Origin of the sequence: Streptomyces sp. FXJ1.172, assembly GCF_001636945.3 — a bacterium.
In the GTDB taxonomy this organism is placed as follows: domain Bacteria; phylum Actinomycetota; class Actinomycetes; order Streptomycetales; family Streptomycetaceae; genus Streptomyces.
The window spans coordinates 8,581,425-8,594,169 of the sequence record NZ_CP119133.2 but is presented as its reverse complement, the minus strand read 5'-3'; the positions used below and the strand labels follow the sequence as shown (position 1 = coordinate 8,594,169).

Below are 12,745 nucleotides of genomic sequence, written 5' to 3'. Positions count from 1 at the left end.
CCTCGATCATCTCCTCCTCGGTTCCGGACGCCTCCGGAGCCGGAGCGGGTAGCCGTCGGTCGCACCCAGCGCCTACGCTTACGGGTAAGCGTTCGCTTAGCCGCTTGCGGAGAGAGGCGAGGAGGCCGTGTCGGTCATCGATGTGTGGATGCAGCACCCCACGCTCCGTCACTCCAACCACGAGATGTTCGAGTCGTTGCGCCGGTGGACGGGGCAGGGACTGCTGGAGGAGCCGCTGCCGGTCAAGGCCACCGTGGCCGCCATGGCCGCGGCCGATGTGGAGATCGGCCTGTCGGCGGCATGGTACGGCCCCCAGGGCGTACTGATCAGCAACGACGAGGTGGCCGAGTTCGTCGCCCATTCCGACGGACGGCTGCGCGGGGTCGCTGGCGCGGACCTCACCCGGCCGGTGCGAGCCGTGCGCGAACTGCGCCGCGCCGTCGAGGAACTCGGCTTCGTGGCCCTGCGGATCGTGCCCTGGCTGTGGCAGTTGCCGCCCACCGACCGGCTGTACTACCCGCTGTACGCCGCCTGCGTCGACCTCGGCATCCCCTTCTGCACCCAGGTAGGCCACACCGGACCGCTGCGCCCCTCCGAAACCGGCCGCCCCATCCCCTACATCGACCAGGTCGCGCTCGACTTCCCCGAACTGACCATCGTCTGCGGGCACATCGGCTACCCGTGGACCACGGAGATGATCGCCGTGGCCGACAAACACGCCAACGTCTACATCGACACCAGCGCCTACACCACCCGCCGCTACCCACGAGAGCTGGTCGACTATGTGCGCGGCCGGGGCCGCAGGAAGGTGCTGTTCGGCACGAACTACCCCATGATCTCCCCCGTCCAGGCACTGGAACACCTCGCCGACCTCGACCTGGACGAAGAAGCCACCGAGTTGTTCCTGTCCGGGAACGCCCGCCGGATCTTCCGTCTCTGATCCCCGAGGGCTGGACGCGGACACCGACACCAGGACCCCGCGGGTGGCGGTGTCCCGCGTTCTGGGGATCAACCCGGATCCGGTGGCCACCGTGGCGGCGGCCGGCATCGTCGGCCCGATGGCACTGGGTCTCGACTCCCCGCACGCGGCCCTGGCCGCCCTGGCGCTCGGCTCCGGTGCGGCCTTCCCCGGGCATGTGAACGACGCCTCGTTCTGGATGTTCAAGGAGTACTTCGGGCTGTCGGTGGGCGGAACGCTGCGCACCTGGACCGTCGCCCACACGGTGCTGTCCCTGACCTCACTGGGCGTCATCCTGCTCCTGAACACCGTGGTTTGACGGACGGCACGCACGCGGGCGGCCGGGACGTCCCCGCGGCCGGGGCGCCCCGGCGTCCGCTGACGGGCCGGCGGCACAGGCCATCCGCACGGAGCCGGTCGGCCTGAATGGTTCGGCGGCACGAGCAGCGTCAAGCGGCACTTGTCAACAACCAAGTTCAGGCCACGACTTGGCCTGTGTGCGCCCCCGTGTGAATAAACGTTCAACCAAAGGATCTCCCGGGGCAGTAAAGGGTTCTACCCGCATAGATGAGCCAGTGGTGTCATGTTCATGCCCGCCCGGAAATTTGCCGGGCACCACACCGGGAGATCCCCACATGTCCCGCATAGCGCGCCCCCTGGTGACAACCCTGTCCACACTCGCCCTAGCCGCCGCCGGGCTCACCGTGACCGCCGGCACCGCGCACGCGCAGTCGTGCAGCGAGGCCTACCTCCCCCTGCCCGACCCCAGCTGTCAGCCCGGCGACCTCAACCCGGACGTCACGCAGGCCACCATCGACTCCACGATCTGCGTCTCCGGCTGGACCGCGACCGTGCGTCCCCCCAGTTCGTACACCACCGCGCTGAAGAAGAAGCAAATAGTGGAGTACGGCTACACGGACACCAACACCTCCGACTACGAAGAGGACCACTTCGTCCCCCTCGAACTCGGCGGCGCCCCCAAGAGCGAACTCAACCTCTGGCCCGAGCCGCAGTACGGTGCCAAGACCGCGGCCAACAAGGACACGGTCGAGAACAAGCTCAAGAAGGCCGTCTGCGCGGGCACCGTCAGCCTCGCGGACGCGCAGAACGCGATCATCACCGACTGGACCACGGCGCTGTCGCGCCTCGGCCTCAGCTGAGTCCGCGGCAACACCTGCGCCTGTGCCCGAAGGGCCGGTGTCCTCCCTCGGGGGACCCGGCCCTTCACCGTTGTCAGGCCGGCGTTCCCAACGCCGGGACGTTCATGCGAACAATACGTGAAGAACAGGCAGTTGGGGCTCCGGTGACGACAGGGACCAGGTGTGCGGGGGCGCGCCGTCAGTTCTCGTCGCGCAGGCCCCAGGGTGAGCCGTAGTCGGTCAGCAGGTCCAGGAAGGGGCGCGGGGGCAGGGCTTCGGGGCCGAGAACGCCCGTGCCGGACCAGGCGCCGCCGGCCAGCAGTTCCAGGGCGACGACCGGATTGACCGCCGTCTGCCAGACGACCGCCTGCGAGCCGTACTCGCGCATCGACCACTCGTTGTCGACCACGTGGTACAGGTACACCTCGCGCGGCGCCCCGTCCTTGGTGCCCTTGACCCATGTGCCAGCGCAGGTCTTGCCCGTCATCCGGTCTCCCAGCCCGGCCGGGTCCGGCAGGCACGCGGCGACGACGTCGCGCGGGGAGACCCTCACAGGTCCGCCGTCCCCGCGTACGGCCACCTCGGCCGTCGAGTCCAGGCCCAGTTCGTGGAGGGTCTTCAGCTTGGCGATGAAGTCGCCGCCGAGGCCGTACTTGAACGTGACACGGCGGGCGTCCACCCAGCGGGGGATCAGCAGCACCTCTTCGTGTTCCACGTTGACGCACTCCACCGGACCGATGCCCTCGGGAAAGTCGAACACCTCGGGCTCGCTGAACGGAGCGGTGGTGAACCAGCCGCGGTCCTTCTCGTAGACCACCGGCGGATTGAGGCACTCCTCGATGGTCGTCCAGATGCTGAAGGAGGGTGCGAAGCCGTAGCCCTCGACGGTCAGGTCGGCGCCGTCCCGGACGCCGATCTCCTCGATGTCGTCGAAGAGTTCGTCGGCCGCGTAGCGGGCGAAGACGTCCGACAGGCCCGGCTCGACGCCCATGCCGACCAGGGCCAGCCGCCCGGCCTGCGCCCAGCGGTGGGCCAGCGCGAACTGGTCGTCCCCGAGCTTCACACCGCATTCCTCGTACGGGCGGGAGCCGTGCGGCACGGACAGTGACATCGCCATGTCCAGGTAGTGCGTACCGGCCTCCAGGGCCGCCCGGAAGAGCGGCATCACGAATCTGGGGTCGGTGGCGTTGAGGAGCACGTCGCAACGCTCGTCGGCCAGCATCCGGCGGACCGCGTCCTCGTCCGAGGCGTCCAGCCGATGTGCGCTGAACCGGTCGCCGCGCTCCCCGAGCGCCGTGACCGCGGCCTCGGCACGGGCGAGGTCGTAGTCGGCCACGACCATGTGGGCGAGGAAGCCGCGGCGGGCGGCGATCCGGGTGACGGCCGTCCCGACGCCACCCGCGCCCACGAGAAGTACGCGCATGACACACACCTTTCTTCCGGTCCTCCAGGAGGCGGGCGCCTTCCGGACGGGCTCGATGCAACGGGATTCCGGGATATAAGGTCAATGCTGTTGGCATAAGAGCCGCCGGGTCCGGACCGGGGAGAACGGCCGACGGCCGGCGACCGAGGAGACGACCGACATGGCGAAGCAAGTGGTGCGGGAGGCGGCGCGCCGGCGACGGCGGCCCACGCGCACCGGCACCGTGCTGTCCGAGGAGATCATCGTGGACACCGCCCTGCGCGTGCTGCGGGAGCACGGCAGCACGGGGCTGACGGCACGCCGTCTCGGCGCGGCGCTGGGCGCCGATCCGAGCACCCTCTACCGCTACTTCGCCGGGATGGACGATCTGGCCCGGGCCATCGGGGACGAGCTGATGGGACGGGCCCTCGACAGCTGGACGGCGACCGGGCACTGGCGCGCGGACCTGCGCGCTCTGGGCCGGGCCATCTACGACGCCTACCTCGCCCACCCGCAGGCGGCCCTGCTCACCGCCAGCCGGGTCACCGGCAGGCCGCGCGAGATCGCGGTGGACGAGACCATTCTCGGGATCCTGCGCGGCGCCGGGCTGCCCGACCCGGTGGCGGTCCGCGTCTACCACACGTTCATCGACCAGAGCCTCGCCTTCGCCGCGCTCGACGCGGGGTCCCTCGCGCTGGCGGACGAGGCTCGCGCGGGCGACGAGGAGATGTGGCACACCACCTATGCGCGCCTGCCCGCCGAGTCGCATCCGAACATCGCCACCACGGCCCGGCTCCTCGCCCGGCACATGCCGCACAGTGCCTATCCGGCGGCCCTGGAGATGCTGCTGGAGCACACCGCCGCACAGCTGGCCCCGTCCGGCACATGACGCTCCCGCGGCGGGGCGCGGCTGTGTCACCACGGTCGCGGGCGCCGCGTCACCGCCTCTTCCCGCCCGCTCGAGCACACACCTCACGTGCTGGGGGTCAGGCTCCGGGCAGCCGGGACGCCGGGCCGCGGCGAGAATGGGGACATGACGGACAAGAAGGCGGAGTCACTGTCGCGCAAGCCGTACGAGGCCGAACTGCTGCGTCTGCAGACCGAGTTGGCGAAACTCCAGGCGTGGGTGCGCACCGAGGGCGCCCGGCTGGTGATCATCTTCGAGGGGCGGGACGCGGCCGGCAAGGGCGGCGCCATCCGGCGGCTCACGGAACATCTCAACCCTCGTGTGGCCCGGATCGCGGCGCTGCCCACGCCGACGGAGCGCGAGCGCACCCAGTGGTACTTCCAGCGGTACGTCGCGCACCTGCCGGCCGCCGGGGAGATCGTGCTCTTCGACCGGTCCTGGTACAACCGGGCCGGGATCGAGCACGTCATGGACTACTGCACCCCGGAAGAACACGAGCGGTTCCTGCGCCAGTGCCCGATCTTCGAGCGGATGCTGGTCGAGGACGGGATCCTGCTGCGCAAGTACTGGTTCTCGGTGAGCGACGCGGAACAGCTGGAGCGGTTCCGGCGCCGTCTGGAGGATCCCCTGCGGCGCTGGAAGCTGTCGCCGATGGACCTGGAGTCGATCACCCGCTGGGAGGCGTACTCCCGGGCGAAGGACGAGATGATGGTGCACACCGACATCTCCGAGGCGCCCTGGTACATCGTGGAGAGCGACGACAAGCGGCGGGCCCGGCTGAACATGATCGCCCACCTGCTGGACTCCGTTCCCTACCACGACGTACCCGAGCCCGCGCTGAAGCTGCCCGAGCGGCCGGCCTCCACCGGCTACGAGCGGCCGCCACGTGATCTGCGGACCTACGTCCCCGACCGCTCGGAGCAGCTGTGAGCCCCGCGTGGCCGGGGGTGCGGTTCACCGGGTCTCACACCGGCCGGCTCAGCCCTCCCACGCCCATTTGCCACCTCGGGCAGGTCCACGCCGTGCTCGCGGATCCAGACGTGGTGGAGCGGCCTCTTGGGGGACGCCGCCACCCCGAGTGCGCATGTCGCCGCGGAGCATGGCCCCGGCCGCTGAGGAGCGGCCCTGCGCGTCGTACTGCTGCGGCTTGCCAGGGCGCTCGCACAGATTCGGGTCCGCGCCCCGTCCGTGAGGCACCGCGCGGAGTTCAACGCACGCGAGGGCCTCGACGCCCGGCCGATCGGCCGTCGCTCGCCGCGTCGTGACGTTCGCCGCGGGCGTGGACCTCGGCGACGGCGGCCGACAGCTGCCAGCGCACGGATTCGGGCAGCGGGTCCCCCGTCACCGTGGTCACCACGTCCCTGGCCAGCCGGTACAGCTTGGTGTTGGTCCGCTGCGACGCCGTGACCAGCACCGTCCACGTGTCACGGGAGCTGAGACCGAAGGAGGCCATGAGGATGCCCCGGGCCAGATCGATGTCCGGCCGGGTCCGCATGGCCCGCCGGAGCCGCACGACCTCCGCTCCCAGGCCGTCGCGGACCTCGTCGCCGGCCGCCTGGGGCCTCTCGCCCGGGGCGCCTGCGGCACTGTCCCCGGGGGGCGTGAAGAGCGGGTAGGTGTCGGTGCGGACCAGCAGCCGCTTGCAGCTGGGGCTCGTGGCCGCGATGGTGAGCGTCTTGGCCTCGGCGAGTGCCTCCCGCCGCACGGTCAGCAGGATGTCGAGAGCCGACCAGTCGCGGAACCTGCCCCGGCTCAGATCGAGGTCGACACCGCCGGCCGAGGCGCCCAGGGCGCTTCTCAGGGAGTGCTCGAGAAGGTGACTGTTGTCGAGACCGAGGTCGCCTGCCACGCGCATGCGGACTCGGCCGGCGTCAGGACGGGCCTGTATCAAAGGCTCCTGCATGACTGCCTCTCGTCGGGTACTCGGCTCGTCAAGGTCACGCGCACGTTCTTCGTGCGTCTAGCCATACCGGAATACCAGTTCATGTTTTTGCCCGAACACCGAGCCATAGGAACGTGACCATGGATGGAGTGCCGGAGCCGCACACGGGATGGACCTTCCTCACCAACCACGCCCGGGTCCTGGCCACCATCGCCGACGACCGCACCGCGCGCATCCGAGACATCGCGGCACGGTGCCGCCTCACCGAGCGCGCCGTACAGAAGATCATTTCGGATCTGGAACGGGACGGCTACCTCTCCCACATCCGTGAGGGGCGCGGCAATGCGTACAAGATCGACCCGAGCAAGGTCCTGCGCCATCCCGCCGAGGCCGACCTGACCGTCGCGGCGCTGCTGTCCTTGCTGGTCAAGGACGAGGCGGAGCAAAGGCGCAGTGCCCGGCAGGACCCGCCCCGTCAGTCCGTCGACGGGGCACCCGGGATCTGGGCGGGGCCATGACGATCAAGGGCGTCCTCCAGTTCGGCGCGGATTTCCCGGGGAATCTCGCCCTGCCGTCCCCAGATGACGATCAGTTCCGCGACATGGCGCAGTTTGATGTTCGTGTGCTGGGACACGTCCCTCAGCACGGCCCACCCCTGATCCGGTGCGACACGGCCCAGCGCGACCATCATCCCGATCGCCTGATCCACGACCGCGTGTGAGCTGACGGCCTGCCTCAGCTGGTCGACTTCTTCCTCGAGCTGGTGGATGCGCTCGTCGTCGGCCCTGGCCGAGCCGCCGTCCGTGGTCATCGACCCCTCCGGAATCCGACGCGCCGTACGCCCCTCGGGTACTGCTCCGGCTCATCCATCCTGCGCTTCCCGAAGGCGCCGTGCCACTGTTGCCGGGAACCGGTGGAACACGGCGTGTCACGCCGTCCTGGCTGCGGCGGCCACCTCGTCGGCGAGCGGCTTGTCGAGCGCGGCGTGCACCAGGCCGTCCACCAGGCGGGTCAGGTCACGGACCCGGACGAGGCCGCCCAGTTCCTCGGGCGAGACCGGCAGTCCGAGCCGCCGGGCCCCGTCCAGGGCCTTGCGGTCGACGTACGGCGCGAACTCCGGCCAGACGCCCTGCACGTCACGCAGGAATATGTCGGCCCCGGTGGGCCCGATCCCCGGTATGTCCAGCAGGGCCTGCTTCGGGTCGGGCTCCTCGCGCAGCCGGCGCAGATCAGCGCCCCAGCGGTCGATCAGCGTCTCGGCCGCCTTGCCGAGCAGGGTGGAGGTGCGCTCGTCGTAGCGCCGGTAGCCGCCCCTGCCGAGGGCGTCCACGCGTTGCTGCCAGGACGCCTTCGCCATCGACCGCGGGTCGCGCAGCCCGGCGTCGAACAGCGCACGGGCGGCCGCCACCGCCGTATCGGCCTTGATGGGAGCGCTGAGGAGGGTCGCCAGTACGAGCGTCTGGTAGAGCGGCGCGGGCGTGTTGCGCAGCCGGATGCCGGCCTGCGCCGCGTACGTACGCTCCTGGCGGTCGAGCAGTGCCCGTACCACCGCCGCATCCGTGGCTCCTCCGGTCTTCCCGCCGGACGTCCCGCGCGCCTTCATGCCGGTCTTCGCAGTCATGGCACAGTCCCTCGCAGCCCCCGATTCCGCGTTCCACCGGCGTTCCGGGATTCCGGGATTCCGGGATTCCGGGATTCCGCGGCGCGTCGTCCCGAGGTCCGCGAGTACCCGCCCAGGTCCACTGCATGCCGTCGTTTGTCCTGGGCGGTTCCGGGAACGCGGCCGCCATGGCCGCCGTACACCCCGACAGTCTCTCTTCCGAGCAGGTGCGGGCCGCCGAGGCCGGACCCTGCACACTCTGGAGCCATGGCTCGGCACCGGCACCCCGCCCGTGGTGCTGGAGGGTGATGCTCCATCACGGTGATGCTCGGCCCGCCGGGCCGGCCTTCCCGGCGTGCGCGAGGCATGGCGATCGCCGTGCGCGGTACACGTTGCTGGTCCGCGCGGACGCACGGTGGTGAGGAGGGGCCATGCGACAGACGACAGCGGCGGTGGGCGAGGTGCTGGCGTGGTGGGCGGTGCTGGTCGTCGTCAACCTGATGTTCATCAGCTCGGTCTCGGTCCTCGAACTCGTCGTGGCCGCGGGCGGAGCGGCGCTCACGGCCCTCGCCGCACGGGCCGTGCACACGGCGTCGCGGGCCCGGCTGGGCGGCACCCGGAACTGGGGTGCGGCGGCTCTCGCGTGGCCCGGCGCGGTCCTCGCCGACCTGGCGCGGCTGTGCGCGGTCACGGCACGGGTCCTCGCCGGCCGTCCGGCCGAAGGGAGTCTGCGGACCGTGACGCTGGCCCGCGGTACGGGCGCCGCGTGGGCCGGTGCCCTGCTGTCGTCCACTCCCGGCGCCTACGTCGTCGACGTACCCGGGCGGCAGGACGGGGGGAACGCCCCGCGGACCGCCGTCGCCCACTTCCTCACCGCGGACCGGACGCGGCTGGAGGACGTGCTCACCGAGGGGCGGCGGCGATGAACGCGTGGCTGCTCGCGACCGCGGTGCTGCTGACCCTGGGGATGCCACCGTGCGTGTGGGCCGCCGGCCGGGGTACGGCGGTCGAGCGGCTCGCGGGGCTCAACCTGGCGACCGCCCTCGTCACCGCCGTCCTCCTGCTGACGGCCCAGGGCCTCGGCCGCAGCTCCTTCACGGACGTCGCCCTCGTCCTCGCCGTCCTGGGACCCGCGGGCACCCTGGTCTTCACCCGTTTCCTGGGCGGACGGTCGATGGAGGCCCCCGACACGACTGCGCGCGGGAAGGCATGAGATGACAGTCCGTCATGTGTGCGCACTGGTCCTGCTCGTCGCCGGCACCGGTGTGCTGTTGCTGTCCGCCCTCAGCCTGACGGCACTTGCCCGGCCGTTCGCGCGTCTGCACGCACTCACCCCCGCCACCACTGCCGGCGTGCCGCTCGTCGCCCTCGCCCTGGCCGTCGAGACCGGGCCGGGGCGCGCCGCGGTGAAGCTGCTCCTCATCGCCGTGATCGTCGCGTTCGGCGGAGCGGTCACGGCCATGGCGATCGGCAGGGCGACGGCCCAGCACGAAGGTCTGCTGCGCGAGGACTCCTCGCAGTGAGCGCCGCCACCGCTCAGGAGATTCTGATCGCCCTCGCGCTGGCGCTGGTGGCGGCGAGTGCCACCGCGGCGGCCCTGACCCGCGACCCGGCGCGCCAGGCCGTGCAGCTGGCCGTCCTCGGCCTGTGTCTCACCGTGCTGTTCACCCTCCTGCAGGCGCCCGACGTGGCTCTCTCCCAGCTGGCCGTCGGCACGGCGATCACCCCGCTGCTGATCCTGCTGACGGTACGGAAGGTGCGCCGCCCCACCGGTCCACGTCGCGACCGGGACGGCCGCAGGGGCGGAGGCGCAGATGAGCCGTAAGGCACGCATCCGGCTCTTCTGGGCCGCGGCCGCCGTCTTCGCCGTGGTGTACACGGCCGCCTGCACCGCACTGCCGCGTTTCGGCACCACGGTGCACCCGTACGCCCACCGCGCGGTGGCGGCGTCCCTGCGTCAGCGCACCGCCAACGTGGTCTCCTCGGTCAACTTCGACCAGCGCGCCCTGGACACCCTCGGGGAGGAGTCGATCCTGTTCGCCTCGGTGCTCGGGACCCTGGCACTGCTGCGCCACGCCCGCGACGAACGCACCGGGCGGCCGAGAGCGGGACGGGTCCTGCCCAGCACCCGGCTGCTGGGCCTGGTGATGCTGCCGATCACGCTGCTCACCGGGGTGTACATCGTGGCGCACGGCCAGCTGTCACCGGGCGGCGGCTTCCAGGGCGGTGTCATCCTCGCGACCGGACTGCACATGGCGTACATCGCCGCGGACTACCGCGTGCTGAAACGGATCCGGCCGCTGGCCGTGCTCGACGTGGCCGACGCCCTCGGCGCCGGCGCCTTCGCCGCGCTGGGGTTCGCCGGACTGATCGCCGGCGTGGCCTACCTGCAGAACGTGCTGCCGCTCGGCACGTTCGGGCAGCTCTCCTCCGGTGGCCTGGTGCCCCTGCTCAACGCGGCGGTCGGTGTCGAGGTCGGCTCCGGCATCGTCGTCCTGCTCGCCTCGTTCCTCGACCAGGCCGTCGAGACGATGCCGGCACAGAACTCGGGCACGGGAGGCGGCACATGACGATCCTGCCCTTCCTCACGGCCGGCTGGATCTTCCTCGCCGGCGTCTACGGAATGATCACCAGCCGCAACATCATCCACGCCGTCGGCTGTCTCGCCGTCGCACAGTCGTCGACGTACGTGCTGCTGCTCACCGTGGGCTACCGACGCGGCGGCATCGCACCGTACTTCACCGACACTGCGCTGCGCACCCGCACCGTGGATCCGGTCGTCCAGGCCCTCGCGCTCACCGACGTCGTCGTGGGCGCCACCGTCACCGCGCTGCTGCTCGCACTCGCCATCCAGGTCCGCAAGCGGCACGGCACGGTCGACCCCGACGCCCTGACCGGGCTGAAGGGCTGACGGGCCGGGCATGGTGCACACCTCCGATCTGCTGCCGCTCGCCGTGGCCGTTCCGCTGCTGGGCGCCGTCGTCCTGGTGGTCGGCGGGCGATGGCTGCCGCGCCCGGCCATCGACGCGCTGGTCACCGCGTGGGCGGTGCTGGAGGTCGCCCTCCTCGGCCTGCTGTGGCTGCGCACCGGCGACGGGCACAGCGTCTCCTGGCTGGGCGGCTGGTCCCCGGTCCACGGCGAGAGCGTCGGCATCGTGATGGTCGGCGACCGGATCGGCATCGGCCTCGCGCTGCTGACCAGCGCGCTGGTCCTCGCGGTCGTCGCTTACTCCTGGCGTTACTTCGAGGAGCCGCCCGTGGCGCACGCGGGCACCTTCCCCGCCCTCATCCTGCTGTTCGAGGCGGGCATGTGCGGGTTCGCGCTGACCGGCGACCTGTTCGACGCCTTCGTCTTCTTCGAGTTGATGGGGGCGGTGGCCTACGCGCTCACCGGCTATCGCATCGAAGACCCGCGGCCGGTGCAGGGCGCACTGATCTTCGGCGTCGTCAACTCCCTCGGCGCGTACTGCTCGTTGCTCGGCATCGGGCTGGTGTACGCCCGCACCGGTGAACTCGGTTTCGCGCAGATCGGTGTGCGGCTGGCGGCGCACCGCCCCGACACCCTGACGGCCGTCGCCTTCGTGCTGGTCGTCACCGGGCTGCTGGTCAAGGCAGCGGTGGTGCCGCTGCACTTCTGGCTGCCCGATGCCCACTCCGTGGCGCCCACCCCGGTGTGCATGCTGCTGTCCGGCGTCATGGTGGAACTCGCCGTGTACGGCACCGCACGCGTCTACTGGGTGGTGTTCTCGGGACCCCACAGCATCGCGCAGCCGCACCTGCGCGCCGTGTTCGTCGCCGCCGGGGTGCTGACCGCACTGGTGGGTGCCGTGATGTGCTGGCAGCAACGGCACCTCAAGCGTCTGCTCGCCTTCTCCACCGTCGGCCACGTCGGCCTCTTCCTCATCGGAACGGCACTGCTCACCCCCGCCGGGACCGCGGGTACGGCGCTCTACGTCGTCGCCCACGCCGGAGTGAAGGCGGCCCTGTTCGCGGTCACGGGTGTCCTGCTGGACCGGCACGGCTCCGTCGACGAGCACGGGCTGTACCGGCGCGGCCGCGATCTGCCCTTCGCCGGTGCGCTGTTCGCCCTCGGCGGCTTCGCGCTCGCCGGTCTGCCGCCATTCGGCACGGCCCTCGGCAAGGCCGTCACCGAGAGCGCGGGCGAGGAGCGGTTTCCCTGGCTGCCCGTGGTGTTCGTAGGGGTGTCGGCCGTCACGGGCGCGGCCGTGCTGCGCGCCGGTGCCCGGATCTTCGCCGGTGCCGGTCCCCGGCCGCGGGAGCGGTACGCCGGTCCGGAGACCACCGGTGACGGTGAAGAGCCGGAGATCCGTGATCCCCAGCGCCGTGTCCCCGTCCCGATGCTCGCCGTGCCCGCCGTGCTGCTCGGTGCCTCGCTCGCCGTCGGGCTGCTGCCCGGGCTCGGTGTCTCGCTCGCCCAGGCCGCTCGGCAGTTCACCGACCGCACCGCCTACACCGCCGCGGTCTACGGACACCCCGTCGCACCGTCCTCGCCGGTACCCGACGTCGGCTGGAGTGCCGAGGGCGTGCTGCTCGCGCTCGCCTCGACCGCCCTGGCGGCGCTCCTCGCCGCGGCCGCCGTCTGGGGTCCCGCGCTGCGGTCGCCGCTGGCGGGCCGTGCCGCGGCGGCCTGCGAGACGGTGGGACGGCGCGTCGTCGTACCGCTGCGCCGACTGCACTCGGGGCATCTGGGCGACTACGTCACCTGGCTCGCGGTCGGTGTGGCGGTGCTGCTCGTCGCCATGACCGTGTAGCGCACCGCAGCACCTGCTCCGCCCGGTCCCGCGGGTCCGCCCACCCGCCGGCCACCGCCCGCGTGGCCCGCCCGGCCGGGATCCG

The 12,745-nt window shown here is 71.4% G+C and carries 17 protein-coding genes; 13 read left to right on the top strand and 4 right to left on the bottom strand.

What is annotated here, in order from left to right:
* Nucleotides 1–127: 127 nt before the first annotated feature.
* From A6P39_RS38870 to A6P39_RS38860, 3 genes are all read left to right on the top strand, one after another.
* Nucleotides 128–940 (top strand): amidohydrolase family protein, encoded by an 813-nt coding sequence (locus tag A6P39_RS38870; protein WP_067043530.1) that lies wholly within the window; start codon nt 128–130, stop codon nt 938–940.
* A gap of 49 nt (nt 941–989) precedes the next feature.
* A complete protein-coding gene (locus A6P39_RS38865) occupies nt 990–1,277 on the top strand; it encodes a GntT/GntP/DsdX family permease (RefSeq protein ID WP_159395990.1) in 288 nt (95 codons plus the stop codon).
* Nucleotides 1,278–1,593: 316 nt separating this feature from the next.
* The gene (locus A6P39_RS38860) at nt 1,594–2,118 is read left to right on the top strand and encodes a hypothetical protein (protein WP_067043536.1); all 525 of its coding nucleotides are present in this window, start codon (nt 1,594–1,596) and stop codon (nt 2,116–2,118) included.
* Nucleotides 2,119–2,296: 178 nt separating this feature from the next.
* Here the strand turns inward: A6P39_RS38860 and A6P39_RS38855 are convergent, their stop codons facing one another.
* Complete coding sequence (locus A6P39_RS38855) at nt 2,297–3,520, bottom strand: saccharopine dehydrogenase family protein (RefSeq protein ID WP_067043539.1); 1,224 nt, start codon at nt 3,518–3,520, stop codon at nt 2,297–2,299.
* A 160-nt stretch (nt 3,521–3,680) separates the two neighbouring features.
* On the opposite strand from A6P39_RS38855, the gene A6P39_RS38850 reads away from it, so the two are divergent.
* Together A6P39_RS38850 and ppk2 are read left to right on the top strand one after the other, a co-directional pair.
* Nucleotides 3,681–4,388 carry a TetR/AcrR family transcriptional regulator gene (locus tag A6P39_RS38850; RefSeq protein WP_067043542.1) on the top strand — a complete coding sequence of 236 codons (708 nt, stop codon included), beginning with the start codon at nt 3,681–3,683 and terminating at the stop codon, nt 4,386–4,388.
* A gap of 144 nt (nt 4,389–4,532) precedes the next feature.
* Nucleotides 4,533–5,336 (top strand): polyphosphate kinase 2, encoded by an 804-nt coding sequence (ppk2, locus tag A6P39_RS38845; protein WP_067043544.1) that lies wholly within the window; start codon nt 4,533–4,535, stop codon nt 5,334–5,336.
* A gap of 277 nt (nt 5,337–5,613) precedes the next feature.
* On the opposite strand, the gene A6P39_RS38840 is transcribed toward ppk2, so the two are convergent.
* A complete protein-coding gene (locus tag A6P39_RS38840; protein ID WP_107304300.1) occupies nt 5,614–6,261 on the bottom strand; it encodes an ANTAR domain-containing protein in 648 nt (215 codons plus the stop codon).
* A gap of 167 nt (nt 6,262–6,428) precedes the next feature.
* Here A6P39_RS38840 and A6P39_RS38835 point away from each other — a divergent pair, with 167 nt between their 5' ends.
* A complete protein-coding gene (locus tag A6P39_RS38835) occupies nt 6,429–6,806 on the top strand; it encodes a helix-turn-helix transcriptional regulator (protein ID WP_067043550.1) in 378 nt (125 codons plus the stop codon).
* Here the strand turns inward: A6P39_RS38835 and A6P39_RS38830 are convergent.
* A complete protein-coding gene (locus A6P39_RS38830) occupies nt 6,764–7,099 on the bottom strand; it encodes an ANTAR domain-containing protein (RefSeq protein WP_067043553.1) in 336 nt (111 codons plus the stop codon). The two genes, A6P39_RS38835 and A6P39_RS38830, sit on opposite strands and share 43 nt — an antisense overlap.
* Nucleotides 7,100–7,216: 117 nt before the next feature.
* A complete protein-coding gene (locus tag A6P39_RS38825; protein WP_067043913.1) occupies nt 7,217–7,891 on the bottom strand; it encodes an endonuclease in 675 nt (224 codons plus the stop codon).
* 428 nt (nt 7,892–8,319) lie between these two features.
* On the opposite strand from A6P39_RS38825, the gene A6P39_RS38820 reads away from it, so the two are divergent.
* The 7 genes from A6P39_RS38820 to A6P39_RS38790 are packed head-to-tail and all read left to right on the top strand — an operon-like array spanning nt 8,320 to nt 12,660.
* Nucleotides 8,320–8,814, top strand: a complete 495-nt coding sequence (locus A6P39_RS38820) for a hypothetical protein (protein ID WP_079133272.1) — start codon at nt 8,320–8,322, stop codon at nt 8,812–8,814.
* Nucleotides 8,811–9,101, top strand: a complete 291-nt coding sequence (locus A6P39_RS38815) for an MrpF/PhaF family protein (protein WP_067043560.1) — start codon at nt 8,811–8,813, stop codon at nt 9,099–9,101. Before A6P39_RS38820 ends, A6P39_RS38815 begins: the two co-directional genes overlap by 4 nt.
* 1 nt (nt 9,102) lies before the next feature.
* Nucleotides 9,103–9,411 carry a monovalent cation/H(+) antiporter subunit G gene (locus A6P39_RS38810; protein WP_067043562.1) on the top strand — a complete coding sequence of 103 codons (309 nt, stop codon included), beginning with the start codon at nt 9,103–9,105 and terminating at the stop codon, nt 9,409–9,411.
* Entirely contained in the window at nt 9,408–9,713 is a 306-nt protein-coding gene (locus A6P39_RS38805; RefSeq protein ID WP_067043565.1) for a Na(+)/H(+) antiporter subunit B, read from the top strand. Before A6P39_RS38810 ends, A6P39_RS38805 begins: the two co-directional genes overlap by 4 nt.
* Entirely contained in the window at nt 9,703–10,458 is a 756-nt protein-coding gene (locus A6P39_RS38800; RefSeq protein WP_067043568.1) for an MnhB domain-containing protein, read from the top strand. Before A6P39_RS38805 ends, A6P39_RS38800 begins: the two co-directional genes overlap by 11 nt.
* Nucleotides 10,455–10,799 carry a sodium:proton antiporter gene (locus A6P39_RS38795; protein WP_067043571.1) on the top strand — a complete coding sequence of 115 codons (345 nt, stop codon included), beginning with the start codon at nt 10,455–10,457 and terminating at the stop codon, nt 10,797–10,799. Before A6P39_RS38800 ends, A6P39_RS38795 begins: the two co-directional genes overlap by 4 nt.
* A gap of 10 nt (nt 10,800–10,809) precedes the next feature.
* On the top strand, nt 10,810–12,660 hold the full coding sequence (locus A6P39_RS38790; RefSeq protein ID WP_067043574.1) for a complex I subunit 5 family protein: 1,851 nt from the start codon (nt 10,810–10,812) through the stop codon (nt 12,658–12,660).
* Nucleotides 12,661–12,745 lie beyond the last annotated feature (85 nt).

Coding starts and splice junctions, on each gene's coding strand:
- A6P39_RS38860 (WP_067043536.1), top strand. CDS start 1,594: ATGTCCCGCATAGCGCGCCCCCTGGTGACAACCCTGTCCACACTCGCC.
- A6P39_RS38840 (WP_107304300.1), bottom strand. CDS start 6,261: ATGCGCGTGGCAGGCGACCTCGGTCTCGACAACAGTCACCTTCTCGAG.
- A6P39_RS38815 (WP_067043560.1), top strand. CDS start 8,811: ATGAACGCGTGGCTGCTCGCGACCGCGGTGCTGCTGACCCTGGGGATG.
- A6P39_RS38830 (WP_067043553.1), bottom strand. CDS start 7,099: ATGACCACGGACGGCGGCTCGGCCAGGGCCGACGACGAGCGCATCCAC.
- A6P39_RS38855 (WP_067043539.1), bottom strand. CDS start 3,520: ATGCGCGTACTTCTCGTGGGCGCGGGTGGCGTCGGGACGGCCGTCACC.
- A6P39_RS38835 (WP_067043550.1), top strand. CDS start 6,429: ATGGATGGAGTGCCGGAGCCGCACACGGGATGGACCTTCCTCACCAAC.
- A6P39_RS38810 (WP_067043562.1), top strand. CDS start 9,103: ATGACAGTCCGTCATGTGTGCGCACTGGTCCTGCTCGTCGCCGGCACC.
- ppk2 (WP_067043544.1), top strand. CDS start 4,533: ATGACGGACAAGAAGGCGGAGTCACTGTCGCGCAAGCCGTACGAGGCC.
- A6P39_RS38820 (WP_079133272.1), top strand. CDS start 8,320: ATGCGACAGACGACAGCGGCGGTGGGCGAGGTGCTGGCGTGGTGGGCG.
- A6P39_RS38790 (WP_067043574.1), top strand. CDS start 10,810: ATGGTGCACACCTCCGATCTGCTGCCGCTCGCCGTGGCCGTTCCGCTG.
- A6P39_RS38795 (WP_067043571.1), top strand. CDS start 10,455: ATGACGATCCTGCCCTTCCTCACGGCCGGCTGGATCTTCCTCGCCGGC.
- A6P39_RS38825 (WP_067043913.1), bottom strand. CDS start 7,891: ATGAAGGCGCGCGGGACGTCCGGCGGGAAGACCGGAGGAGCCACGGAT.
- A6P39_RS38800 (WP_067043568.1), top strand. CDS start 9,703: ATGAGCCGTAAGGCACGCATCCGGCTCTTCTGGGCCGCGGCCGCCGTC.
- A6P39_RS38850 (WP_067043542.1), top strand. CDS start 3,681: ATGGCGAAGCAAGTGGTGCGGGAGGCGGCGCGCCGGCGACGGCGGCCC.